Annotated in this window: 20 protein-coding genes; 9 read left to right on the top strand and 11 right to left on the bottom strand. The window is 54.2% G+C overall.

Going from position 1 to position 24,854, the window contains the following annotated elements; translation table 11 throughout:
* Positions 1–9: 9 nt before the first annotated feature.
* The 7 genes from QOM08_RS12340 to QOM08_RS12310 all read right to left on the bottom strand — a co-directional run bounded on the left by QOM08_RS12340 (position 10) and on the right by QOM08_RS12310 (position 12,699).
* Positions 10–1,776: an ATP-dependent nuclease gene (locus QOM08_RS12340; protein WP_316913017.1), complete on the bottom strand. Its 1,767-nt coding sequence runs from the start codon at positions 1,774–1,776 to the stop codon at positions 10–12.
* A gap of 218 nt (positions 1,777–1,994) precedes the next feature.
* Entirely contained in the window at positions 1,995–5,360 is a 3,366-nt protein-coding gene (locus QOM08_RS12335) for a hypothetical protein (RefSeq protein ID WP_316913016.1), read from the bottom strand.
* A 316-nt stretch (positions 5,361–5,676) separates the two neighbouring features.
* Entirely contained in the window at positions 5,677–6,867 is a 1,191-nt protein-coding gene (locus QOM08_RS12330; protein WP_316913015.1) for a hypothetical protein, read from the bottom strand.
* Positions 6,868–7,056: 189 nt separating this feature from the next.
* On the bottom strand, positions 7,057–8,703 hold the full coding sequence (locus tag QOM08_RS12325; RefSeq protein WP_316913014.1) for a P-loop ATPase, Sll1717 family: 1,647 nt from the start codon (positions 8,701–8,703) through the stop codon (positions 7,057–7,059).
* Between the two features lie 214 nt (positions 8,704–8,917).
* A complete protein-coding gene (locus tag QOM08_RS12320; RefSeq protein ID WP_316913013.1) occupies positions 8,918–10,156 on the bottom strand; it encodes a tyrosine-type recombinase/integrase in 1,239 nt (412 codons plus the stop codon).
* A 325-nt stretch (positions 10,157–10,481) separates the two neighbouring features.
* Positions 10,482–11,399 carry a LysR family transcriptional regulator gene (locus QOM08_RS12315; protein WP_107322533.1) on the bottom strand — a complete coding sequence of 306 codons (918 nt, stop codon included), beginning with the start codon at positions 11,397–11,399 and terminating at the stop codon, positions 10,482–10,484.
* A gap of 100 nt (positions 11,400–11,499) precedes the next feature.
* The gene (locus QOM08_RS12310; protein WP_139050378.1) at positions 11,500–12,699 is read right to left on the bottom strand and encodes an MFS transporter; all 1,200 of its coding nucleotides are present in this window, start codon (positions 12,697–12,699) and stop codon (positions 11,500–11,502) included.
* A gap of 298 nt (positions 12,700–12,997) precedes the next feature.
* Here QOM08_RS12310 and QOM08_RS12305 point away from each other — a divergent pair, with 298 nt between their 5' ends.
* From QOM08_RS12305 to QOM08_RS12285, 5 genes are all read left to right on the top strand, one after another.
* Positions 12,998–14,278, top strand: coding sequence for a c-type cytochrome (locus tag QOM08_RS12305; protein ID WP_080962871.1), 1,281 nt, complete (start codon positions 12,998–13,000; stop codon positions 14,276–14,278).
* Positions 14,275–14,748 (top strand): (2Fe-2S)-binding protein, encoded by a 474-nt coding sequence (locus QOM08_RS12300; protein WP_047226586.1) that lies wholly within the window; start codon positions 14,275–14,277, stop codon positions 14,746–14,748. Before QOM08_RS12305 ends, QOM08_RS12300 begins: the two co-directional genes overlap by 4 nt.
* Positions 14,745–16,982 carry a xanthine dehydrogenase family protein molybdopterin-binding subunit gene (locus QOM08_RS12295; protein ID WP_047226587.1) on the top strand — a complete coding sequence of 746 codons (2,238 nt, stop codon included), beginning with the start codon at positions 14,745–14,747 and terminating at the stop codon, positions 16,980–16,982. The genes QOM08_RS12300 and QOM08_RS12295 overlap by 4 nt, the downstream gene beginning before the upstream one ends.
* A gap of 148 nt (positions 16,983–17,130) precedes the next feature.
* A complete protein-coding gene (locus QOM08_RS12290) occupies positions 17,131–18,243 on the top strand; it encodes an alkene reductase (RefSeq protein ID WP_047226588.1) in 1,113 nt (370 codons plus the stop codon).
* Positions 18,244–18,538: 295 nt separating this feature from the next.
* A complete protein-coding gene (locus QOM08_RS12285) occupies positions 18,539–20,335 on the top strand; it encodes a DAHL domain-containing protein (RefSeq protein WP_310662526.1) in 1,797 nt (598 codons plus the stop codon).
* Between the two features lie 388 nt (positions 20,336–20,723).
* Here the strand turns inward: QOM08_RS12285 and QOM08_RS12275 are convergent, their stop codons facing one another.
* A complete protein-coding gene (locus QOM08_RS12275) occupies positions 20,724–21,623 on the bottom strand; it encodes a polysaccharide deacetylase family protein (RefSeq protein ID WP_188251672.1) in 900 nt (299 codons plus the stop codon).
* Positions 21,624–21,826: 203 nt separating this feature from the next.
* Between QOM08_RS12275 and QOM08_RS12270 the strand changes: the two genes are divergently transcribed.
* The 3 genes from QOM08_RS12270 to QOM08_RS12260 all read left to right on the top strand — a co-directional run bounded on the left by QOM08_RS12270 (position 21,827) and on the right by QOM08_RS12260 (position 23,008).
* Positions 21,827–22,081: a DUF6555 family protein gene (locus QOM08_RS12270; protein WP_047226592.1), complete on the top strand. Its 255-nt coding sequence runs from the start codon at positions 21,827–21,829 to the stop codon at positions 22,079–22,081.
* Between the two features lie 149 nt (positions 22,082–22,230).
* Positions 22,231–22,461 (top strand): hypothetical protein, encoded by a 231-nt coding sequence (locus tag QOM08_RS12265; protein ID WP_047226593.1) that lies wholly within the window; start codon positions 22,231–22,233, stop codon positions 22,459–22,461.
* Positions 22,462–22,582: 121 nt separating this feature from the next.
* The gene (locus QOM08_RS12260; RefSeq protein ID WP_047226594.1) at positions 22,583–23,008 is read left to right on the top strand and encodes a hypothetical protein; all 426 of its coding nucleotides are present in this window, start codon (positions 22,583–22,585) and stop codon (positions 23,006–23,008) included.
* 7 nt (positions 23,009–23,015) lie between these two features.
* Here QOM08_RS12260 and QOM08_RS12255 read toward each other — a convergent pair whose 3' ends face one another.
* Together QOM08_RS12255 and QOM08_RS12250 are read right to left on the bottom strand one after the other, a co-directional pair.
* The gene (locus tag QOM08_RS12255; RefSeq protein WP_092397840.1) at positions 23,016–23,243 is read right to left on the bottom strand and encodes a PLD nuclease N-terminal domain-containing protein; all 228 of its coding nucleotides are present in this window, start codon (positions 23,241–23,243) and stop codon (positions 23,016–23,018) included.
* A gap of 92 nt (positions 23,244–23,335) precedes the next feature.
* Positions 23,336–23,521, bottom strand: a complete 186-nt coding sequence (locus tag QOM08_RS12250; RefSeq protein ID WP_047226596.1) for a hypothetical protein — start codon at positions 23,519–23,521, stop codon at positions 23,336–23,338.
* Positions 23,522–23,791: 270 nt separating this feature from the next.
* On the opposite strand from QOM08_RS12250, the gene QOM08_RS12245 reads away from it, so the two are divergent.
* Positions 23,792–24,154, top strand: coding sequence for an NUDIX hydrolase (locus QOM08_RS12245; protein ID WP_047226597.1), 363 nt, complete (start codon positions 23,792–23,794; stop codon positions 24,152–24,154).
* Positions 24,155–24,335: 181 nt separating this feature from the next.
* Here QOM08_RS12245 and QOM08_RS12240 read toward each other — a convergent pair whose 3' ends face one another.
* Positions 24,336–24,791 carry a winged helix-turn-helix transcriptional regulator gene (locus QOM08_RS12240; protein WP_139050382.1) on the bottom strand — a complete coding sequence of 152 codons (456 nt, stop codon included), beginning with the start codon at positions 24,789–24,791 and terminating at the stop codon, positions 24,336–24,338.
* Positions 24,792–24,854: the final 63 nt, after the last annotated feature.

The following is a 24,854-nucleotide window of genomic DNA, read 5'->3' as shown; positions in this document are numbered from 1 at the left end:
ACCGGGCTCTCACCCTGGTTGATCCAACCAACGCCTCAAGATAGCTCGAATTGCGCATAGGTCAGCATTATCATCCGACAACTGCCTCAATAGATACTTCGCAACGCCAAGAAATCCATCGGGCGTCTGATCCCCACCTATTTTCGCGTACAGCGCGTCCTTAATCTGCGCAGAACTCATCAGTCCTTCGCTTTCTTTAGCGCTGAGCAACACTGCGTCAGGGCATAACCGAGGCAAGAAAGCAAGGCGCGAGCGGATCCAACGCAAGTACTGGAGCTGTTTCTGGATTTTATCTTGAGCCTTACCTGCAAGATCACGTCCACCGTTCAGAGCGAACGCTGGTTTACATCCAATTTCATCCTTGATGATGATCTCAAGATCTTCATATTTTTGGGGAGATAGGCCGTCTGGATCAGTGAAGTGATCCACCTTCCTCTGGTCGCCATCAAGCAGGACATAGCAATCAGTCTCGGCCGTAATGTGGGTTGGTACCTGATTTGCCAGAATGCCTTGCGCCCCACCTTGAGCCACTACAATCTCAATTACACTTCGCTCACCTGCATCCAACCCCTCTGCTGCACGCTCTATGAGAGCTTGCGCAAGCCGGTCCTCTACATATATACGTTTTTTATTAGTGGCCGGCCTACCTAATCGATTCAGTGCTACATAAGGCGAGCACTCATTCAGTACACGGGACTTGCCGTAGCCATTGTCCTCGAACACCTTTATCGCATTATGAGGCAGCTCTTCAAGAAACTCGATTGAGTGGGTTGATACCACAACTTGAAGATGTTTCTTTTTAATTTCCTCGAGGAGAAAGCGCAACAACTCACGTTGTGCTCCCGGATGCAGCGATGTCTCAGGTTCGTCAAGCAATACAAGGGCGTATTTTGGCGCACTCAGAATTCGCACAACCAAACTGACAATAGCTACCTCTCCGCTACCTGCAAATGCTTCTGAATACTTAAATCCTCGATCAAAAATTACGCTGACGTCTCCTCCTTTTTGGTCGGGATAGAGAGAATGGCGGATATACTGCGCAGAATTGTATTCGCGCCCGAGAATTCTGGAGACATTGCGAAGTTCTACAGCATTTAATGGCCGATTCTCGAAAACACGCTCTCTGCCCCCACCAACGAACCAACTAGTAGCCTGACGATCAACGACACTTTTTAGCTTGGTAGCACCGGCGCGCATCTCTGCGTGCTTGGCTGAAAGCTGATCCGTAGTTCTACCAAAGTTGAATGTCCTGTCAAAGGCTCCAATAACCACTTTCATGTTCATATAAACAACATCACGTTCGACAGCGTTCCATCGATCCTTATCCTTCCTGACGTAGGATTTAGAGGGTATTGCCTCCATTCCATCACGCTTTGTTGCCTTTGTGGGTTCCCAGTACTCATATTCGCGCTTTTTGCTAAAAACGCGGGCTTTGCGCGTCTCTACCGATCCATTATAGCTTTCATGCCAGTGTCCATATATATAACGTGGCGGGTCTTGGACGATATTTAGTATTGGATCTAACGCTGTCGAAAACCAAAACTTTGCTGTGCTTTCCCCTTCAGGCATTCCATGCAAAGCATGCAAGATTGAGCTCTTACCGATTCCATTCGCACCAACGAGAGCAGTGAGCGGAAAAGAAAAATCAATCCTAGTGTTTCGCTCGAGCCCCTTAAAATTAGGAAATCGGGCATGTGTTATATAGTGCAGGAGCGGTTTACCCGGTTCAAACTGCTCTAATTCGCTCACGAGCGCCTTAATGGAGCGTACTGTCATTCGATCAATTCCCTATCCTGTATGAGCTGAACCAATCATAGTTGCAAAATCACTTCTTCTGTCACAATTCGGCTCCTTCTTAACAACCTAACAACTACCGCAAAGAGCTTTCACTCACCAAAATAAAACGCGGAAATCCGTAAAATCTGTTAAGCCACCAACCCTCAACTCATCGAGTTAGTCTGACAAAACTGAACATCTCAATTAGCACATCCCCCTTAAGGTCGACTAACGGAAATGTCGTAAATCCGCATTTCACCAACTCCTTTTGAGAACCGCGTTTCGTCAAATTTCGCGGGGCTTAAGTACCAAGCCTGAGCAATCTTCCGTCTAGAGCTAAGGACCGCGGCAGCTACCGCTTGCATCTTGGAACCTGTGAGCCCAAGCTCGACATTTGCACCCGCTGAACTATATATATCCAGGTATCGGGCATCTAGGTATTCCACCATTTTCCCAAGATCTTGACCTTCAACTCGCATGACCTTAGAGTTTTGAAAATTCTGACAAACAAAATCGGCAGCATAATTTGCTACTTTTGCTCGCGGCTCATCCCCAATAGGAGTGATGATCTCGACATAGTCGAACTCACGCTTATCTAATAGTGACGACAGACGCTCGTGCTTCGCTGATGCGAATGCCAAGAGAGCTCTACTCCGGGAAAGATCGACCTCCTCATCAAGGAGCATCACATCAGCGTAAGGGCCTTCTTCCCCCTTAAGCACACGCCCCAGACTTTCTAAGAAGGCTATTGGATTTTCGGCTTGCTCCACTGAAAATAGATGTTGTAGATCCTCTTGCAACGGATAGTGTTGTTCAGCAGACATATGACTTACAAGTACCCGCCCCTTTTCTCTGAGCTCTCTCTGAATCGCTGAAAATATGATGGATTTTGGCAGGCCAGAAACATCAATTAATGACAAACCTTGCATCCGCGGTAGAGCCAGTACAGCGGTTGCATACTCTAACTCACACAAATCTCGGCCAGACGCTATCCACGCAGCGCGTATAACCTCTGCTCGTTCGGCAAAGTCATATCGTATCGCGTAGACAGTACCCGACTTGACGTGACTTGCTAGAAGCTGATTTGAGGCTAAAGTCCGGTCTTCAAAGCCAAGCCCCGTAAGCACGCCGTTGATAGGCAAGGATTCAAGACTTTCCGCAGTGATTTCACTGACGGTTACATCGATGCGTTTGGAGAACGAACCGCCCAACGGAGAAGGGGTATCATCCACTTCAAGCTCTACCCCTTCTTGGAACAAACTTGTTTGAAAATTCTTCTCTTCCGTTTGCACTACAAGTGGAGGTGGAAGTAACCGTTCCTTATTTATTTCGCCTGCAACACCGCTTTCCACTTCACCTTTAATTTGATTTCTAAGGAGGATATCCTTGTCAGGCTTACCCAGCCACTCTCCTAGGTCCTCCCCTGAAAGCTCAAATCTGTCTCTATCCGCAAGTCCGATGAATGCAGCCAAACCGTAGATCTTTCGATAGCTCAGCTTAAACTGCTGCATCGGATTCGAGTCTTTTGTCTTAGTGCGTGGAGCTCCACCTGCATAAACAAAAACACCAGCATCAATAAGTTCGCGAAGTTGATCAATCTGCTGTTTTAAACTTTCTTGGTCTTCCGTAGTTACTCTGACGTAAATCGATGAGTACTGCCTTAATCTCGGCGAAGCCTGACTACTCTTCACACCCTCACGATAAGAGCGAGTCAACAGATCATGTGCTGCTTGGGCGAACGCCAGAGCGTGGTTTTTGTAATACCCCCCTCGCCGATTCAAGTCATACAATCTGCGAGAGCTAATAGCCTGAAAACAGTCAGCTTGAATTGACTCTGAAATCGGAATCGTCATGTGCTTTCGGTTCGCTGAGGCGCGCTTGATAATTTCCTCATACAGCTTAATTACGTCACCTATGTCACCAACACAAACACTGGTCAGACAAGAGAGACCGCGATAAGCCTGCTTCTTTTCCTTCGATGTCGAGCTAGAAGATGCAATCTCTCTAGCAACTTGCTCAAGCGGCACATCGCCTAATAGATTCCTTGGACTGTACTTGGGATGTGAAATATGGAAGTTGGCGCGTTGCTGGAGAATTCTCTCAACAAAATCCTCACCCTTACCCTTGCCCGACGAGTTGATAGTTTCATAAACATCCGCGCCAAGGTCGAATACCGCCAAATCGCGATCGACTCGAATAGGATGAATTCTTCCCGGGGATCGGAGGCCCAGCTCAATTGTTTGCCATTCAGACGTGAACTTAAATGCACATGTCGGACTTTGGAACAGCAGTGCTGAAAGAATTTCATCTATGCGTTCGAGTTCGAGGTAGCGAGTAGAAACGTCATCGAGCAAGAAAAAAACCGACGAATCTGCGGTTATAGTGCTACAGGTTCGAAACTGCTCCGCCAGATGTTGAAAAACATCGGCAGGAGCCTGTTTAACTACAAAATCGGTACTCCCTCTTGATGTAAGGACGGCGATTTTTTCTAGGCGACGCTCTAGGTCATCTATTGATGACACATCCTCTAGGCCGCCCCCACACTCTAAATAGCCCGAAACAGCTGTCGCGAGAGTAATATGAGCATTAGGAAGCACAATTCGCGCGTTTAGATCCCTGAGATGCATTAGCGCTCTTGCCGCTTGCAGAGCGTAATAAACAAAAAGCCGCGTAAGACGATGTTCAAGCTTAGCCGTGGATTGGCGAAGGTCTAACAATCGTTGCGCCGACACGAAGAGCCCCACAAACCCGTCATCCTGAATCCTATCAATCGCGTCCTCTGCGGTCTCGTTTTCACCTACTGCAGCCCGAGCGTGAATGTCTAGTGCCCGAAGCAGCATCGTCTTGCCGCAGCCACGCATCCCAGTGATGATCTGAGGCCCTGGTTTGGTGACCTCGGACAGCCAACGCCCCTCTGGGTCAACTAGAAGCCGCGGCACGTCCCAAGACACAAGAGTCTGAGCGTTGTAATGATCTGCGAATCCTTTAAGTTTGAGTGGCGCGCTCCATGGCCGCCAAGGTTGTGCGGCACGATAGTAGGCATCCTCAATCTGCGTAATTAAGTCATGGGAGTTTGGCTGACGCAGGTTCTGGGCGTCAGAAAGCAGGCCATGTACGATACTCTGCAATGCCAACGCAGTTCGAAAATCCCGATCATCAAGCTCCGAGGGATTAGACAACAATCTATTGAGTAACGAGTCGACATGAGTAGCAATGAAAAGCAAATCACCAAATCGCTCATTACCACTCTTGCTCTCATCCGAGATACTTCCAAGGTCTATGGCCTTGACCCTTATGGAATCGTCGATAGCATTCTGACGACGAGCTTGAGGGGGAAGCTCCTCAACAATTAGATTCTCCGCGTGGAGATCATTGTGGTTGAGCTCGTTGGTTTCGAATTCTGCTCGGATTCGCAGCAGGTCAATGGCAATTTGGCATATAGTCGCAGCACTTGGAGCCATCGCTCCATCAATATAGTCTCGTAAAAGCTCCCCGTTCACAAAATCAAGTACGGTGACGTGACATCGCAAAGATGTTTCATCGGCAAATACGACATCCTCATCAAAGCGGTCGATAATTCCCACGACATGCTCTGCTGCCTCTGCAAGCCGCGCATGCAACTGAGTCTCTTCTTCGAAGGAGGTTTTGGCGAAAAAGTATAGAACTCGACAGGTGCGATCTTTAGAACAAACTTCTTCTTAAACGGTCCGCGCTCCGCGACAAACGCGGCACCATAGAAACCTCTCCCAAGATCACGGGTGATATCGTAGTCTCCAATACGCACTGGGCGACTTTTCAGTACGAATCCGTAGGTTCGGCCACAAACCGGGCATGACTGATCCAGAGTTTTCTCCGTATAGTCTTTTGCTGGGCAGAAAAAACAACAGTACTTACTCATTTTTAAAACACTCCTTCGCCCAGAACGCCTAACGGAGTAGGGGACGTTTTGCAAATCCAAGTGCTGAGCTCACGAATAACGCGCTGCTTATGTCTAACGTCAGCAACACGCACCGTTGCCACCACATCCCCCTTCCGAACCCATTCGCCTGACTCGCAAAGCAGGATCACTCCAACAGGATCAGAAAATCTATCGCTCTGCTTCTCAGCCTTCACCTGGTAGTGCACCAATGTTTGCCGAACCCCCTCCATAAAAACCGAGAAAAATCCGTTATCCAATGCACGCAGCTCATAGATATGCTTCGACTTCACCAACTGGACCCTCTGCTCAAAGGCCTTCAACGAACCACCTTGTGCGATCAGATTAGCAAGAAAATGTCTCTGGAGCTCACGCGGACCAATCGTTGCGACGCGCCCACATAAATCTTGGGGCGTTACGGCAAGGGACAGAAGTCGACATTGTTCAAAGTGACGAGCGAGTCCCTTGGAGGCTGATCCGACAAAGATGGAGTCTAATGCAACGAGAGCCTCGCCCCTACCAATGTAAGGCTGATAAGGGAATCGCCCATCGGTCAAAACTGGGTACGCTTTGATGTCATGAATTTTTGCTGAATTAACAAAGAGCTCAGCATTGTGGCGCGCGTCGCTCCAAGAGAGGCCAAAGTTTCCGTGTGGTGCGACACGAACATCTAGCCCGGCAAGCTTTACCCCAACGGCTATTTTCTTTGAAAGCAAACTCGCTACGACAAGAGTGGGGACCTGCTGAGCTCCATGCAACTGCCGTAGTTTAAAAACACGTGCGTCGAGAGGGGCATAACGCCCGTCCGCTAAAAAGTGCGCATAGCCGGTAGTCTGCATTATGTTAACAAGATCTGCTGACGAAAGCCCTGCTCTATATCCGTCGACTTGAGCCAGGCTATCGATACCTCCCGCAGGGCGACCTGGAACACCTAGCTTTGGCACTGCCAATCCCGCTGACCGAAGAAACAAAGGGCACAAAAGTGTACTCAATGAAGATGGCCCTCCTGTGGATGCTACATCTGCCACCAAATCTGAGCCTGGCAAATATAACTCACCCGAATCAACGTATATTTTCGCCAATTGTGCAGCAAGAACCGCATCCGAACTGGCATCGTTCTTCACCACTCGAAGGAATTTTTCGATTTCTTGATCCGATGAGGTACTGCTTATCATGGAGGTACTACCCGATTGATTGAGGCTTGGAGAAAAACTTCGGAAGCGGAGGCGATGATCTTGTCCGCCCCACCTCAAACAAATAGCACACCAACGGTAAAAAGCTTAGAAAAGCTTATTCCCTGCAAATAATGTCTATGGAAGTGCCCTGCTGACACTCCATAAGACAAAAACCACCTACAACCAAACTCAAATATCGTGTTCAACCGCACCCGATGCACTACTGTAAAGGATAGGCAATTCGAACAATCTTTTCCTAATATCCACGTCGAACTTTCTAACCTTGAAAAAACCGATAACTTGAAGATAAATCAAAAAACTTAACGCCTGATCATTCGCATCACCCACAAACGTTATATTGTTTCTAATCCACTTATAGTCAAATGTTTTTTTATTACTTTTTTTCCCCAGCAGCTCCGCAATATTTTGCGCCCATTTATCATCAACCTTTGCAATATGCCTTATGTATTTTTCCTTAGCCTTCAAGTACGCGCCATACACCAACTCAGGAGTCAAGAGTTTATACACCCAATCCCCCCCATGCAAAACTGGTGTAACAATGACATTAGGGCTTTTCAAATAATAATTATTTGCCTCTTCAAATAACTCCTTCAAGAAAACAAGCATATACCGAGGAGTACAGCTATTATTACCATCTAAAAAATGCGTATCCAAAAAGTCTTGGTAGGAAATGCTTTTTTTCTTCCCATCCGGACACTCATGAAGGAGCTCGGGAAAGAAGAGCTTTCCGATAACAGTTAGATCAACCTTCTCATGTAAAGTCCGCCGATTTGGCTTTCTACCCAAAAGCTTGCTATAGATGTGGGCTGCTATATAGCTTACCCCGATGGTCTTGTCTTTCAACAGGCGTCGTTCATACCATCGAAGTGAGTAATCAGAGAGATCTGATGACTCAATAATACGATCCAAATCCCAGACACCTCGCTGCGCGAGGGCATTATATATACGTTTAGCAAGGAAGGACCTTATCTCCTCCTTACTCCAAACCAATCTAAGAGTGTTATCCTCTGCCTTATCAGGCCCTAAAGCTGAAAAATCCAAACGGTCATACAAATCAGAGCGAATAAATATTTTGAACCTGATCTTTTTTTCACCATAAAGATCGTCTTCCAACTGCAACAACGACTCAATGTAAGATCTTTGCGTCTGATACTCTTCACCAGCTACAAATTTATCAATCTTATCAATTATAACCGTAGCTTGGCGAAGCCCGCGCTTTTCAATACAGCGCGACGCATGCATGATTACCGCATCGAGATTTAACTCAATTCTCTTAGTCGTTTTAGAGGAGTCTTTTGAAAGCTCAACATCTACAGGAACATCAGACAACTTAGCATTTATTTTAAACGAAAACTTGCTTGCAAGATCCTTCAATCTTGCCATTACTGAAAGATAACCTCCTTGCCCACCTGTTCGATTCAGAAACTCACCCAAATACTCCTCATTTTCACCAACTGGGAAGTTTTCGAGTTTTGCGATTTCTTCCGACACCCGCCTACAAGTTTGAAATTTCCACAACAGCTGATACTTCAGCCTCTCGGAAAGATTCGGAAAAAAAGTCTCAGAATCATTTTTTAGCTCTTGAAATTGAATTTGCTCATCGATGGTCACCACAAGATCATCAGCATAGGTCTTTAATAGACCACTACCGTTCTTAAGCAGATTAAAAATGGCACTTTTCCCAGAGCCGAACGGACCAGAAATAATCGAATGCTTATCATCCAGAAATGAAATGACAGACCTAGTTAGAATAAATATATCTTTAGTTAGCTCATCTCTATGCCCATCCATATTTCCCAGATTTAAGTCTGCCAACAACTGTACCGGAAACGGATCCTTCAACTTACAACTAGCACTTACCATGCGAAAATATTCAGCCTATTCTAGAAAATAAATAGCAAGCTAAATTACTCTCACTCGCTCCATGACTGCTTCAGGCAGCTAGGATATCAATATGCCACCCCGTAAGCCATCCAGAAACAGCAGCATGGTTGAGATCTGTTGACCCACTCTCACTCTCCCAGGTGCTCTATCTACTTTTTATCTGGATACCCTTGGCATATCCCGCCCAATCATCCATCAACCGCCGTCGTTTCTCGAAAAGATCTCCACGGCGATAAGCAGCCTCAACCGCATTCTCTACTGTGTGTGCAAGCGCCTGCTCGCAGACCTCTCGAGGATAGTGAGTGACCTCACTAACCCAATCCCTAAAAGTCGAACGGAATCCGTGAGTCGTGAGATCGTTGCGCTTCATTCGACGCAACACCATCAACATCGCCATATTGCTCAGAGGCCTCCCTTTTCTTGCGCCAGGAAACAGATGATTGTTCCCTTCTACGCGAGGTAGACCGATCAGTAGATCCAATGCGGCTTTCGACAGTGGAACCCGGTGCTCTTTCCCCGCTTTCATTCGCGACGCTGGAATAGTCCATATCCCTGCAACGAGATCAACCTCCGCCCACGTAGCTAACAGCACCTCGCTGGTTCGGCAGGCAGTCAGGATCGTGAAGTTTACGGCTTTAGAACTCAGATCTTCTGCTTTCTCAAGAGTCGCCACGAAGGCGGGAAGATCGGTCCATGGGATTGCTGCGTGATGTTTTACAGCACGTACTTTTTGGCGGGGAGGCAAAAGCTTGTCCAAGTGTCCTCGCCATCGAGCGGGGTTTTCTCCAACGCGTAGGTCTCGAGCTTTTGCTGCATCGAGGACCAGTTCGATACGGTTTCGCAAACGGCTGGCGGTTTCGGGCTTTTCTGTCCAAATCGGTTTGAGGATTTTCAGCACATGTTCAATGCCTATCTCCTGCGTGGGAAGATCGCCTATGACCTTGAACGCATAAGTAGTCAGCGTGTTCTTCCACTGCTGAGCGTGCTTGGCATTTTTCCAGCCCGCCTTATGGGCAGCGATGTAATCGAGAGCAACCTCCTTAAAGGTTATCTGTTTGGTCGGGGCTTTGTCCTCTGATAATGATCTGGTTTCTTTTTCCAGCCTTTTCCGCTCCAACTTCTCATCTCGACTCGCAATTGGATCGACTCCAGATCTGCTCAGCCTTCTAGCATCAGCAGCTTTTTCCCGAGCTACCGCGAGACTTGTCTCAGGATGCCTCCCCAAGCCCATGTATCGGCTCTTTCCTGAGAGTTTGTAGCGGAAAAGCCAACTGGCGCAGCCTGTAGGGCCAACTCTCAGATACAGCCCATCACCGTCATTGGTCATGCCAGGCAAGCCGGCCCTGACTATTTTCTCCACCGCCTTTGTCGTAAGTGAAGCCATGCGTCACCTCATCTTTTTAAGGACGATGACCTAATCTAAATCAGCTCCAGCCCACACTCCAGCCCACACCTTGGATGATGGCTTTCGGTAACGTCCGCTGGAATACAAAAGACAAAAAACTTAGTATCTACATGTTTAATAACGATTTTTTAGTACACAACCAGACAGCAATAGAACTCAAAATACGTAGAAATAGCGGACATCGCCTCCGCCATCTTTATACGACAAAGCCCTGATTAATCAGGGCTTTGTCGTTTCTGGCGCATGCGTTTTCTGTTGTGCCACCCCGGTTCTCCCGACAGAAAACTACGCACCTGAGTTGGCGCTAGCGGTTATCCAATCGATCAGGCGCGAGGATCTCCTCAAGAAAATCAATGAACACATTGATCCGGCTGGAGCCCCGGTGATTGGGTAAATACAGGGCATTGATACAACTGCTCGCGCTGCCGGGATTGACTTCATAATGCTCCAGCAACCGTGCCAGCCGGCCGGCGGCGACGTCGTCACGTACCAGCCAGTCGGCCAGCAAGGCCACCCCGCCGCTGGCGATCGCCGCTTCACGCAGGATATCGGCGTTGTTGCTTTGCAGGCGACCGTGGACGTTGAGCTGGATGCTTTCGTCCTCGCCCTGGAACGTCCAGTGGTGGTGCGAACCACCGTAATCGAAGCGCAGGCATTGTAGCTCCAGCAAGTCACGGGGATGAGACGGCACCGCGTGACGACTCAGATAGTCCGGGCTGGCCACCACCCAGCGCTGGAAGGCCCCTACCCGTTTGCTGACGATATCCTCACTGACCACCGACGATCCGAGACGCACCGACACATCGATCTGTTCGCTCAGCAGGTCGCTGACCTGATCGCTCAACGACACGCTGATTTCGAGTCCTGGATGACGAGCAAGCAATCGACCCAGATGCGGCGCGATGATTCGTCGACCAAACTCCACCGGGACGCTGATCCGTAGGCGTCCCTGGGCCTCGATGCCACGGTCGGCGACTACGGCATCGGCTTGATCAATGGCATCGAGAATGGCGACGGCCTTCTCGAAATAGGTTTGCCCAGCGACGGTAACGCTGGTGTTGCGAGTCGTACGGTTAAGAAGACTGGCGCCCAACTCATTTTCGAGTCCTGCCACCTGGCGTGTCACCGAAGATGTCGAGATGCCGAGTTTGCGTGCCGCGGCGGAATAACCACCACAACGCACGGTTTCAACAAACATCTTCAATGCCAGCAGCTTGTCCATAGGTGCAATCCGGTCGAAAAGGAACGCAGACGATTGTGCATCACTCGTCTCGCGCCGTCTTGTACGAACGCACCTCACACCTTTCACCGACGCCTGGCGCTCAGGCCTCTGCCTTACGTCCCAGAAACATTAGCAAAGCCAGAGCAGGCAACAATGCCACCGTCACGGCAGACAGGTTCCAGCCGAAATGTTCATACAGTGGGCTCGCCACCAACGAGCCCAAGGCACCCCCCACGAAGATGCTGGTCATGTAAACCGCATTCAGGCGCGCGCGACTGTGCGGGTCGATGGCATACACCTCTCGTTGGCCCAGCACCATGTTCAGTTGCACGGCGAAATCCAGCAGCGCTGCACACACCACCAGCCAGAGGTAACTGCTGCCAGGCAGCGCCGCGATCAATAGCGAGACGGGTGCCAACAGCAGTGCAGCCAGCGTCCCGCGGCGGCCATGCCCAGCATCGGCCAAGCGCCCGGCAATCGGTGCTGCCACTGCACCGACGGCTCCGACCAGCGCAAAAATCGCAACCTGCGCCTGACTGAACGCGTGGTTACGTATCAGCTCGATGGGCGCGAGGGTCCAGAAGAGGCTGAAGCTGGCGAACAATAAGCCCTGATACAACGAACGTTGCCGCAGAACCGGGTGGCGACGGGCAAGCGCAAACACCGAACCGATCAACGCCGGGTACGTGGCCTGATGAGTCGGCACACGCCGCGGCAGCGCAGTCGCCATAATCACGGCGATGACGGCCATCAGTGCCGCGGCGCTGAAAAACACCCCGCGCCAGCCGAACACTTCCACCAGCAGGCTCGACAGCGGACGTGACAGCAGAATGCCCAGCAACAGCCCGCTCATGATGTTGCCAACAACGCGCCCACGCGTTGCTTCCGGCGCCAGATGCGCCGCCAGCGGCACAAGAATCTGCACCGCCACTGAGGTAAGACCGATCAGCAAGGACAATATGAGGAACATCGACGGCGAATGCGTCAGACCGGCACACAACAGGGTCACGCTCGCAGCGAGGGTAAAACCCACGACAAGGCGTCGGTTTTCCATCAGGTCGGCCAGTGGCACCAGCAACAGCAGGCCCAACGCATAACCAAACTGTGTGAGCGAAACAATCAGACTGGCATTGGCGCTGGACAGGCCGATCTGCGGCGCGATCAGTTCGACAATTGGCTGAGCGTAATAAAGGTTGGCAACGACCGCGCCGCAGCAAAACGCCAGGAACGCGACCATCAGGCCAGAGAGTGAAGCAGATTGTTCGGCCTTGGCCGTTGCCGCCGGGTTACCCGTGAGCATGATGACACCTCGTTGAGTTCGAGAAAGTGGCGTCAAGGCTAAAGGCAGCGGTCGATCCGCAGAATCCACCCCATGAGCAATTGAGTGATGCGCCATATGCAACGCGCACTCGCCTTGCGCTTGGCGCAACAGGCTATTGCGCGATCCGCGGATACTCCAACAGCCACACCTTCCTTACCTTCGGCACTTGGCGCAGAGGTCTCTCCTCCGGCGCCCTTCCCAGGCTGACCGAGGAGCTGTTCATGACCCCCAACTCATCATCACTTGCGACCGCGCGTCTGCGGCACCGGGCATTTTCATGAAGGGCAGTTTCATCAGAGCCAAGCCGTTATGGATCAGCGCCGTGGTCCTGGCTTCGGTAGGCGCGATCGGGGCCGTGATGCTGATGTGGCGTCCGGCGATAGCTCCCATCGAGCGTCCGCGAACCTTCGATTCCGCACAATTGCAACGCGGTGCTCGCGTTGTCGAGGCGGGCGATTGTGCGGTGTGCCATACACGACCCGGGGGCCAATACATGGCGGGGGGCCTGCCGCTAAGAACGCCGTTTGGCACGCTCTACAGCACCAATATCACTGCGGATCCGCAGACCGGAATTGGCCAATGGTCGCTGCCGGCATTCGAGCGGGCGATGCGCGAAGGGATCTCACGCGATGGTCACTTCCTTTACCCGGCCTTTCCATACGTACATTACCGGCGCATGACCACAGACGACATCGCTGACGCCTATGCGTACTTGATGAGCGGCCCTGCCGTGGACTCACCGGCCATGCAAAACGACATGAACTTCCCGATGAACATCCGCCCGCTAGTCTCATTCTGGAATCTGCTGTTCCTGCACGCCAAGCCACTCACGCCAGTAGCACGACAATCTGAAGCCTGGAATCGCGGGCGTTATCTGGTCCAAGGGCCCGGCCACTGCGCAGGGTGTCATTCACCTCTGAACTTACTCGGTGCCCAGAAGAGCGGCGAAAGCCTGGCGGGCGGTTCCGTGGAGGGTTGGCAAGCGCCTTCGCTACTCGGCATGGCCCGTGGTGCAAACGCATGGAGCACTGAGCAATTGGTGCGCTACCTTCGCGCGGAAATCGTGGAGGGGCATGGCACCGCGGCTGGACCGATGCGTGCGGTCAGTCTTGGCCTGGCACGCATGCCGGTGGCCGATGCAGAGGCGATTGCCGAGTACTTGCTGAGTCTGCCCGGCAGGGCTGTGATCAGGGAAATCCATCCCGATGCTGCCAGCGCCGAGCCCGCCGCCCAAGCCAGTGGCGCCATGCTCTTCGCCAGCGCCTGTGCCGGTTGCCATGGCGCGGCGGCACCGATGCGCGAAATCGACGGGCGTCCGGCGTTGAATCGTACGTCAGCATTACAAGCCTCAAGCGCGCGCAACTTCCTGAAAACCGTACTCGATGGCATCCCGGCCATCCCGGGCGTGCCGGGTCCGGTGATGCCGCCGTTTGCCGCCAGCCTCGACAACGCCCAACTCTCAGCCCTGGCGTCATACCTGCGCCACCAGGCCAGTCCCGACCAACCCTGGACTGACCTTTCTGCCACCCTTGAAGCGATACGCCAGGAGACGAAATGACCCAAGTCACTCTCAATGTCAACGGCTCGCCCCAGACACTGGAGCTGGAACCTGACATGCCGCTGCTCTACGCGCTGCGCAATCACCTGGGGCTCAATGGCGCCAAATACGGGTGCGGCTTGGGCCAATGCGGTGCCTGTACCGTCATTGTCGATGACAAGCCTGTGTTTTCCTGCGTGACACCCTGCGCGGGCCTTGACGGCAAACAGGTTAGAACGGTTGAAAGCCTCGGCACCGTCGAGCGCCCCGGCCCTTTACAGAAGGCCTTCATCGATAAACAGGCGGCCCAGTGCGGCTACTGCATCGCCGGTATGTTGATGCGCGCCCAGGCATTGCTGGAAAGCAATCCGTCCCCGGACGAACAGACCATACGCCAGTACATGGCAGGCAACCTGTGTCGGTGCGGAACCCACCTGCGAATTATCGACGCGATCAGCCTTGTAGCCAGGCAAAACCGGAGTTCGCTATGACGCAGGTTAAAGAGATGACTCACAGTCGCCGCGCCTTCTTGAAGGGCGGCGCCTTGTTGATGGCATTCACCCTCGCGCCGATGACCCGACGCGCATGGGCAGACACCGAAGTTGATACGCTTGGCACGGTAGTGCGGGCGCCGGACCTGCCCGGCAGCCTGCGCACCAACCCCTATCTCGATGCCTGGATCCGGGTCGGCGCAGATGGCATCACCGTCTACACCGGCAAGGTTGAGTTGGGCACCGGCGTCAAGACAGCCCTATTGCAAATAGCCGCGGAACGCCTGGAAGTCTCCCCGGCGGCGATCAATTTGCTTACCGCCGATACGGCTCTGACACCTAACGAAGGCTACACCGCCGGTAGCCACAGTATTTTCGACAGTGGGACCGCGCTGTACAACGCGGCGGCGCAGGTACGTGAGTTACTGCTGGAGTCGGCCGGGCGTAGCTGGGAGGTATTGCCGGCACTGCTGAGCACCGAGCAAGGCATCATTCTCGGCCCCACCGGGCAGCGAATGAGCTATGCCGACGCCGTCAAGAATGTCGATCTGCACCTCTACGCCAAGGCCGAATCGCCGGTCATGCCGGCGACGCAATTCAAGCTGATCGGCCATTCGCTGCAAAGGCTGGATATTGCGGCCAAAGTCAGCGGCGGTGCCGCGTTCGTTCAAGACATTCGTCTGCCAGGCATGGTGCATGCGCGAGTCATCCGCCCGCCGCGTCCCGGCAGCAGGCTGGAGGTCTTCGATGCGAAATCGATCAAGATGCTGCCCGGGGTCGTGCAAGTGATTCGTGATGGTAATTATCTGGCCGTGGTGGCGCTTGATGAATGGCAAGCGATCAAGGCCATGCGCAGCGGATACGAGTCGGCCTATTGGAGTGGTGGTCAGGCAATCCCCGAGTCTGGATCGATCCATACCTTGCTCGAACGGCTCCCCTCACGCCGTTATCCAATCAGTCATGAAGGTACCCCGCAAGACGTGCCCCACCATAGCTACCGCGCGCGCGTAACCAAACAGTATTTGATGCACGGCTCCATCGGCCCGTCATGCGCCGTGGCCTGGCTCAAGGACGGCACCCTCACGGTCTGGACCCACACACAGGGTGTGTACCCCCTGCGCGCCGGGATTGCCGAAATGACAGGACTGCCACCCGAGCGCGTTCGTTGTATCCACACCGAAGGCTCGGGTTGCTATGGTCACAACGGCGCGGACGATGCAGCGGCCGACGCGGCGCTGATTGCCATGCGACTACCGGGCACCCCGGTTCGGGTGCAGTGGATGCGCGAACAGGAAAATCTCTGGGAGCCCTACAGCTCGGCGATGATTACCGAGGTCCAGGCCAACCTTGATGCGCAGGGTCGACTGCAGGACTGGAACTGCGAGCTATGGACCACGCCTCATAACGAACGCATCGTCAATGCCGGACGCTTGCTGCCGGCGCGGCTGCTGGCCCGCCCTTTCATCTCTGCGCCTTCGGTGCCTATCGCACAACCCGAAGGCGACGGCGATCGCAACGCGGTGCCCCTGTACACATTGGGCTCGACGCGCATCGACATGAACTTCGTTACCGAGATGCCATTTCGCACATCGGCCATGCGTTCACTCGGCGCGCACATCAACATTTTCGCAATCGAGGCCTGCATGGATGAGCTGGCCATCAAGGCCGAAGTCGATCCAGTTGCCTTGCGCCTTGCCCATCTGACCGATCCCAGGGCGCGAGCCGTGGTGGAGCGAGTTCGCGACGCCATTGCCTGGCCGCAAAGAAGCAGCGCTCCTGGCGCGGGCATAGGTTTCGCGTTCGCCCGCTACAAAAACATCATGGGGTATTGCGCCATCGCGGTGCGCCTTCAGGTGCACCCTCAGACTGGCGAAGTGCAGATCGATCACGTCGTCACAGCCGTGGACGTTGGGCAGATCGTCAATCCCGACGGCTTGCGCAACCAAGTGCAAGGGGGGGTCGTCCAGTCAACCAGTTGGACGCTGTATGAAAAAGTCGCCTATGACCCCGGAGGCATTCGCAGCTACGACTGGAGTGGTTACCCGATCCTGCGCTTTTCGCAAGTGCCCAAAAAGGTCGACGTCCATCTGCTCGATCAACCGGGACAACCGTTTCTCGGCGCCGCCGAGATCGTCCAGGGACCAATGGCTGCGGCCATTGGCAATGCCATCGCGAATGCCACAGGGCGGCGCTGGTTGAACCTTCCCCTGACTCGCTCGCAGCAGCCGTCATGAACCCACGCTGCATTGCAAATCACGCAATGCAGCGTGGCGAAGTGTGTGGATTATCAGGCGTCATCGCGCCGTTTAACTTAAGTACAGCCAGTGCCTGGCCCAGGTCAGACGCCACCCTGCCTGCACTTTTCGATTATTGGAGAACACCATGACGCCACATCTGTTTCGTCCCATCGCATTAGGTCCGTACACACTTGCCCACCGTGTGGCGATGGCACCGCTGACACGCTCTCGCGCCGGGCAACCGGGCGACACTCCGACAGCGATGAATGCCGAGTACTACCGCCAACGTGCAAGCGCCGCCTTGATCATCACCGAAGCGACGCAAATATCCCGACAGGGCCAGGGTTATGCCTGGACGCCGGGCATCTACAGCGATGAACAGGTGCAGGCCTGGGGCGAAGTCAGCGACGCCGTGCATGAGGCGGGTGGTTTGATCTTCATGCAGCTTTGGCATGTGGGCCGCGTATCGCACCCCAGTTTTCAGCCCGACAACGCGCTGCCGGTTGCCCCGAGTGCATTACCCGTACCTGGCAAGACGTTCATTGTCGATACCGATGGTCACGGCGTCTGGGGTGATGTGCCGGTGCCACGAGCGCTGCAAACCTCGGAGCTCGCCGGCATTATCAGCGACTACCGCAAGGCTGCACGCAATGCGATGAACGCCGGAATGGATGGTGTGGAAATTCACGCGGGCAATGGTTATCTGCTGGATCAATTTATCAACAGTAACAGTAACCAGCGCACTGACCGTTACGGCGGCAGCCTGGAAAATCGTGCTCGCCTGTTACTGGAAGTGGTGGCTGCCGTAGTCGATGAGGTCGGTCCAGAACGCGTGGGCGTGCGTCTGACACCCATGGGGCGCTTCATGGGCATGGGTGATGAAACCCCTGAGGCTACATTCGGCCATATCGTGCGTTCGTTGAACCACTGGAACTTGGCCTACCTGCACCTCGTCGAGCCCGCCGTCGTCGGCACTGTAAAAGATGAGAACTTCGATCCGCGCTGGGATGCCATTATCGGTCAGTTGCGTGCAGCCTGGGACGGCGTACTGATGATCGCCGGCGGCTACGATCCAAAGACGGCAGAACAGGCGCTGATCGACGGCCGCGCGGACATCATCGCGTTCGGCAGGCCGTTTCTGGCCAATCCTGATCTGCCACGGCGAATTCGCGAAGGGTTGTCACTCAATGCGCCGGATCCGAGCACATTCTTTGGTGGCGACCAGCGTGGATATGTGGATTATCCGGTTCATTCCTGAGCTGTGACCGTTGTAATAGACCAAGCCAAAAGTCGGCCGCCATTGTGGCGGCCGACTTAATCTGCGCCCGCCGCCAGCCTCCCCCATCGCCCCGCCTCCTTAGCGCTACACTCACGTCATTGACGTACCACGCCACCGTTAGCAGGGAGCTCAACGTGCACCCAGGCAAAAGCAGACCCACGCCACCTATACAACACCAAACAAACACTCCACCCATCGTCCCAAGCGCCGCAATCCTGCCTTGTCTTGGCAACTCACCGATCTGCCCGATCAAGAGCCTTGACGGGAGGACCGCGTGACCACTCTCATTAAAAAATATAAATGGCCCGCCTTATTGGCTGTCGCGCTTGCTGTGTTTTCGGCCTTGATTTTCTTTTTAGTCAAGTCCTACACCTACGACGCCTCCACCTATTTCGAATCCCGGGATTTCATCCGCCAACTCAAACAATCCGACGCCAACTGGAACGTCAAAATCCTGCGAAAGAAGATCGGCATCAATAACAACCTGTCGCTGACCCCGCCACCTGAAGCGGCCAGTCGATGGGAGCAATTGGAGCAGCTCAACAATTCTGGCCCTTTGGCGGCCCTTTGGGCGTCCAGGCGCCAGGGTTATGTGGAGGCGGTGAAGAACAAAAGCCTGCTGGTGGAGCAGTTCCAGCAACACAACACCCGCTTACGCACCGCTCTGGATGCGCTGCCACTTGCCGAGGACGACATCCAGACACGGCTCAGGGAGATGGACGCCGACACTCCGATAAACCGCCTAGAGATTGCCTCCAGTGTCCTTGACCTGACTCTGACAACGCTTGAGTACGCCCTTTATGTCACCTCGGACAAGGCCGAAGAAGTAAGGAGCCAGCTCAATGCGCTGGAGCAATACATGGCCCAACTGCCCCAGCCCTACCAGCCGTCCTTTACCACGCTGACACAACATGTCGAATCAATTATCCAGGAACAACCGATCGTCAATGACCTCATTGACCGCATCAGTGTGATCCCGGTCGCTCAAGAGCTGGATAGTATTAACGAGCTGTTGAACGAAACCCAACGCAGGACCGCCGAGACCGAACGCCAATATCACATCTATCTGGCTGTATGCGCCGGCCTCATGGCCATTTTGATGATCTACCTTGCTGCGCGGTTGGTTCGCAGTTCCGCGCTCATCACTCAGATTAACCAGGAACTGCAATTCTCCAATGAACGGCTGGAAGAACGGGTGGAAGATCGCACTCGCGAGTTGATGCAGGCCGAACGTGAGCTGGTGGAGGCGGCGCGAATGGCGGGAATGGCCGAGATCGCGACCAACGTGTTGCATAACGTGGGGAACGTTCTCAACAGCGTGAATATTTCGGCGGACCTGGTGACCCGCAAGTTGAAAAACAGCAAGACGCTCGGTCTGGGCAAAGCGGTAAAAATGATGAATGAGCATGCCGAGGATTTGGGCCGTTTCATTACCCTGGATGAAAAAGGCAAATTGTTGCCTCGTTATTTCAATGAGCTGGTCGAGTCCATCAATGCCGAACAGGGACTGCTCATTGACGAGCTGGCACAACTGACCAAGAGCATTGACCACATCAAGGAAATCGTCGCCACCCAACAAACCTACGCTGGCGCCGCGAGATTGATCGAGCCGCTCAATGTCAGGGATCTGTTTGAAGATGCGTTACGCATGAACGCAGGCGCGCTGAGCCGCCACCATGTCACGGTCATCAAGGATTTTCAGGACATCCCCACCATCCTGGGAGACAAGCACAGGTTGCTGTTGATCCTGATCAACCTGATCAGCAACGCCAAATTCGCAATGTCGAATGTTTCCGGGCATCCGCGGGAAATGACGCTAGGGATCCAGATCGTCGCTGAGAGTACATTACGCCTCAGCGTCAAGGATCGAGGTGAGGGTATTGCGCCGCAGAACCAGGCTCGAATCTTTAACCACGGGTTCACGACCCGCAAGGACGGCCATGGATTTGGCTTGCACAGCTGTGCTCTGGCCGCGGTTGAAATGAATGGTCGTCTCTACGCCCAGAGCGATGGGCCTGGTCAAGGGGCCTTGTTCACTCTGGAGATCCCGCTGGAACTGGCCAATACCTGAACCACTGGGGCGAGTTGGCTGCGTGCGCAGCATCCTTCGGGGTTGCGCGCGTGCAGCCAACTCTGACCTGCGAACACGACCTTCTAGCGCTGCTATTTAGTGTTAGCCGATCGCTCGCTTCGGTTTCTGCGTACCGGCAACGCCGCCGCGTAAGCCAGCGCTTCCTCACGGGAAGCAAAGGAGCCAAGCCGGTCCACTTGGGTGCAGACCCGCCATGGGCCGCTGTTCACACTGAGTACGTCATAACCGTTGATGTGCACTTTCGTTAGCATCGCAGCACTCATAGTTACCTCCTGCTAGATAAACCTAAGGTACGCCCCTTACCTTACACTCAGTTGGCACCAGGGCATCAACCGGGCGTCGCAATTTCCCGGGAGCGGCATACTCGTCAGGGTGAGCCCGAACCCCACAACCTGTTCCACAACCCAGGCAGTTGCACCGGCTCGGTGCCGTCTTTGACGGTGCGAGCCAGCGCTGCTCGCTCAAGCGCCTGACGGTCGTCATAAAATGGCTTGGTGTCGGTCTTCACCCCAGTCGCCTGGGCAGCGTCGATCAGAATCTGCAGGTACTCCCGGGCGTGTCGCGCGGTGTAGCGATTGAGATCATGAAAGGTCACCACCACCGGAATGACCCCGTCAACGGCAGGTATCTGCCCGCCGGCGATACGTTCACGCACTTCGCTGAGCTGACGTATTAGGTTGATTCGCCGTCTCGGACTCGCCGTGATGCCCCAGACTTTGCCGTCGTTGGCACTCAGATCAGTGAGCAACATGTGCAGGCCATGGCGCCGGTAGGCCGCGAAGGTGCGGGTGTCGAAGCTCCAGAACGGCGGCCTCACCAGGCTGGGAGCTGCCCCCGTGATGGCGGCAATGTCGGCGCTCCCATTGAGCAGCGACTGTTCCAGTTCATCTGGGCTGAGGAACCGGTGGTTGCTGTGCCCGGAGGTCGCGGTATGAAAGCCCAGCACATGCCCTTCCTGCTGTTCACGACGCATCACCGAACGCCCGATATCACTGCCACCGGCCCGCGACGCTCGAGTCTGCACAAAAAATACCGCCTTGATCCCCGGCTGCACCGGGTTTTGCGCCAGGGCATCGAGCACGCCCATGCTCGGGTTCCAGAAAGATGATGCGCTGGGCCCGTCATCGAACGTCAGCAGAAAGCGGATCGGCGGCAGCGTGCGAAGGCGCTGTTCGGTCTGCGCAGTCAGCTCGATGGGAGCGCCAATGCATCCCAGCAAAGCGCTGGCAAGGGCTACGAGAGACAACACCCTGGCGAAGATTTTCATTGTGTGCCTTTTATGGTGATCGCACTGACTCGCCTACGATCCATGGCCCTTGGTGCCCAAGCCCAGCTTGGAGAAGGTTAACCGGGTTTGGTTCCCGACCGCGAGCCTCGCCGCGCCCCCCCCGATTTTGACCGTCTGGAGATCCGATGGAATTTTCCGCCCGCCTCTGCATCCATCCGTATAGAACTAATTAGGGAGGATTTATGGGCGGGCCATCGCTTTACATCATCGACTACATGCTCCATGGCGAGCCCAAGTCATTCATCATTCGTGCAGAAGTGATGAACAATTCCGAAGCCTGGCATTGGGCCAGTTGCGACGCGGGTGTCGGGCGCATCCCCAAATTCGGGAGGGAAAAGGTCAAGCGGGTGTCAAAACCACTGGCAGAAAAATACGGTATTACCGACGTGCGCTGGCGAGCCAGTGTCGCGCCGGCCTGGGTAAAAGAGTCAGGCTGAGTCCGCAACCCCTCTTTGGCGCACCGGCCGTCCGGCCGTGCGCCGTTTTCTTCGCCAGACCCGAAACAACTCAACTACGCTTAATTATCGGTACAACCCGCTGCTGGCGGGTTTTGTGCTGCCCTATACACACTCAATGGAGGTGCGACATGTCTGAAAAAGAGTCCATCACCACCGTGCTCACCTTGCTGGAATCGCGTCAGGCGCGATTGGCGGCAGCCTGCAAAGAAATCGCTGACTGGGTCGACCACCAGGGCGGACACCCTACCGCCGTGCGCATCCGGGATCGTCTCAATGACATCGAAAAAGACGCCCCCTCTATCCAGAGCGCGCTGACGTCCCTCAAGCCCGCCGAGCGACCATTGCCCAAGTTCCGCTAACGCATTGCGCTGCACAGGCTCTTCCCCAAGCTCTACCGGTTGGAAAACCGATGGAACGCTGGCGTTCTTTGCGCCTCGATATGGATATGTATCGGAGCAAAGCCGCTAGAGGGAGAACACCATGTACGCCAGAATCCTGCTGTTGATCGCCTGTGCCTGCCCTGCCGTCGCCATGGCGCAAGGCTGCGATGTAATCACTCGGTCCCAGAGCCAAGCGATACCGAAGATCGAAACCCATAGTTGTTACGAATACAAAGGCGTGCCAGCCGAGGCGATTGGCTGGTCGTGCAGCAACGAAAGCAAAGGTGCACTGAGCACTGAAAAGAACCAGGTCGAACGTTGCGCCCAAGGCTATGTAGCGACGTGCCAGGCCCGGCTGACTCAGGAATCCCTGGCCAATCCGCACTCAACCAGCAAGGACCGTGGCGGCGAGTCAGCCAACATCCCTGACGATGCGCAAGTCACCCGGTACTACTACAACACCGAGCAACTGGCGCAAGCACAGAAAGATTGCGAAACCACCGGTGGGCGCTGGAAAAACCAATGAAGGGTCCCTAACCTTTGCTGTGCTCTGGCGACGACGGGCCTTCCTTCACACCGCGAGGGCCGGCAACGCCCCAGATGACCAGGCCCACCACAGGCAAGATGATCAACAACAGCGCCCATCCCGCCTTGGTCCCGACAGTCTTGTCACTGCGAAAGACACTGATGATCGCCCACAGATCCACAAGCAGCAAAAGCACCACAACGCCGATCCAGAAATAGCTGGCTAGTTCAGACATGGTCCAATCCTCTTAAGGTCTATGGTTTAGGCACACCCCCTGACGGTCCGTTCAAAGAATCTGCCATCGCGTCCCCCCGCCCGAACTTGCGTCTATCCACGCTCATTCAGATAGGCGACCCACCGTTCATAAGCGTCATGCTGGCGTTGGACGGCCTGCTCCCAAATCACCCCGCTCGTTTGATGTGCGTCGACGAGCGCCATCATTTCTGAGGTGGCCGCGTCCAGTTCCACGAGAAGCTCGTGGGATTTGATTTTGAAGTCTTCAACCGTGGTCATGTCTTCTCACTTCCCCTCTACCCGAGGTTGGCTATCCACCCAACATGGATACGTTTTTTCCAAGCTGATTCAGTCGAGGCGATGATCGGTTTAATGCCCAGTCCTGACAGATAGCGAGTGCAGGCTTGAAATGAAGTTCAGTCTTTCGCCGATTGCCGCGGTCGTACAGAGAGGCCCCGGTAAAAACTGTAGTGGACAGTCCGTATGACATCGGGCTCAAATATTGCAGTTATATTTCAATTTAATGACAGTCACGGATTGAGCAAGGCCATGAAAATTCGAGCGACCGTCATCTGCGAGGAAGATCGCCACATCTTGCTCGTGCGCAAGGCCAACAGCCGCTGGACATTGCCTGGTGGAACCGTTGAGCGCGGCGAAACCCATGCTGGGGCGGCACTACGCGAGTTGGCAGAAGAGACCGGGCTGGACGCGCACAACCTGCTTTATCTGATGCGCATCAGCGACGGTGAAACCGAACACCACGTGTTCGAAGCCGCGGTCACCGATTCAAAGACCGCCCGGCCACAGAATGAAATCAGCGACTGCCTCTGGCATCCGCTGGACGCTATCGCGCAACTGCAAATGAAAAAGGGCACGCGGGAGATTCTCGAGGCATTTCGGCGCAGGTTGTGAGCGCAGCTTGGATAAGATGGTTTCACGGAGCAGAAACAAACAAGGGTTTGCATTAGCTTTCGCTCGCAAACCCTTGATTTTAGATGGTCGGTCAGGTCTTCGTTCGATTCAGCCAACTCTTCGGCGCCTCGGACCACTTGATCGGCGATCCGTTGCTGTCGACCAGTCGTTTCGACTCGCGTCAACCCCAGCGCTTGACGACCCGTCGATGACAATCGGCCGGGGTTAACACCTTGCCCGCCTTGGAACGTACGGCGATGGTTTCTACCGGCTCCGACAATTCATTGTCGAGCAGCACTGAATAGCTCTCCCCTGTGTTGAACAAGTAGCGCTCCCCCCACTGGCGCATGCTGACGACGATGGGAAACACCGCGCGCCCCATTTCAGTCAGCACATATTCTTTGTAGGCACTGCCGTCGGATGCCGGCTGGATGTTGAATACGCCCAACTCGACGAGCATTTTGAGCTTGACCGTGAGGATGTTCTTGGCGAGACCAAGACGTTTCTGAAACTCACTGAAGCGGCGAACGTCGTCGAACGCGTCGCGAATAATCATTAATACCCAGCGATCTCCGATCGCTTCAAGCGTGCGAGCGACCGGGCATTCGCTCTGCGCCAGTAATTCCTGTCTGGCCATGGGTCTCCTGGAGGCGAGTCAGTAGGAAGGGGGGGAAAGTTTCTAACGTCAGACGAAAATGTT

Origin of the sequence: Pseudomonas sp. P105 (assembly GCF_032614175.1) — a bacterium.
GTDB lineage: Bacteria > Pseudomonadota > Gammaproteobacteria > Pseudomonadales > Pseudomonadaceae > Aquipseudomonas > Aquipseudomonas rhizophila.
The sequence above is the reverse complement of the archived record's forward strand: the minus strand, read 5'-3'. Positions and strand labels throughout refer to the sequence as shown.

Excerpts from the sequence above, each read along its gene's own strand:
- QOM08_RS12340 (WP_316913017.1), bottom strand. The coding sequence starts at position 1,776 with ATGACAGTACGCTCCATTAAGGCGCTCGTGAGCGAATTAGAGCAGTTT.
- QOM08_RS12330 (WP_316913015.1), bottom strand. The coding sequence starts at position 6,867 with ATGATAAGCAGTACCTCATCGGATCAAGAAATCGAAAAATTCCTTCGA.
- QOM08_RS12320 (WP_316913013.1), bottom strand. The coding sequence starts at position 10,156 with ATGGCTTCACTTACGACAAAGGCGGTGGAGAAAATAGTCAGGGCCGGC.
- QOM08_RS12315 (WP_107322533.1), bottom strand. The coding sequence starts at position 11,399 with ATGGACAAGCTGCTGGCATTGAAGATGTTTGTTGAAACCGTGCGTTGT.
- QOM08_RS12310 (WP_139050378.1), bottom strand. The coding sequence starts at position 12,699 with ATGCTCACGGGTAACCCGGCGGCAACGGCCAAGGCCGAACAATCTGCT.
- QOM08_RS12305 (WP_080962871.1), top strand. The coding sequence starts at position 12,998 with ATGAAGGGCAGTTTCATCAGAGCCAAGCCGTTATGGATCAGCGCCGTG.
- QOM08_RS12300 (WP_047226586.1), top strand. The coding sequence starts at position 14,275 with ATGACCCAAGTCACTCTCAATGTCAACGGCTCGCCCCAGACACTGGAG.
- QOM08_RS12295 (WP_047226587.1), top strand. The coding sequence starts at position 14,745 with ATGACGCAGGTTAAAGAGATGACTCACAGTCGCCGCGCCTTCTTGAAG.
- QOM08_RS12290 (WP_047226588.1), top strand. The coding sequence starts at position 17,131 with ATGACGCCACATCTGTTTCGTCCCATCGCATTAGGTCCGTACACACTT.
- QOM08_RS12275 (WP_188251672.1), bottom strand. The coding sequence starts at position 21,623 with ATGAAAATCTTCGCCAGGGTGTTGTCTCTCGTAGCCCTTGCCAGCGCT.
- QOM08_RS12270 (WP_047226592.1), top strand. The coding sequence starts at position 21,827 with ATGGGCGGGCCATCGCTTTACATCATCGACTACATGCTCCATGGCGAG.
- QOM08_RS12265 (WP_047226593.1), top strand. The coding sequence starts at position 22,231 with ATGTCTGAAAAAGAGTCCATCACCACCGTGCTCACCTTGCTGGAATCG.
- QOM08_RS12260 (WP_047226594.1), top strand. The coding sequence starts at position 22,583 with ATGTACGCCAGAATCCTGCTGTTGATCGCCTGTGCCTGCCCTGCCGTC.
- QOM08_RS12255 (WP_092397840.1), bottom strand. The coding sequence starts at position 23,243 with ATGTCTGAACTAGCCAGCTATTTCTGGATCGGCGTTGTGGTGCTTTTG.
- QOM08_RS12250 (WP_047226596.1), bottom strand. The coding sequence starts at position 23,521 with ATGACCACGGTTGAAGACTTCAAAATCAAATCCCACGAGCTTCTCGTG.
- QOM08_RS12245 (WP_047226597.1), top strand. The coding sequence starts at position 23,792 with ATGAAAATTCGAGCGACCGTCATCTGCGAGGAAGATCGCCACATCTTG.
- QOM08_RS12240 (WP_139050382.1), bottom strand. The coding sequence starts at position 24,791 with ATGGCCAGACAGGAATTACTGGCGCAGAGCGAATGCCCGGTCGCTCGC.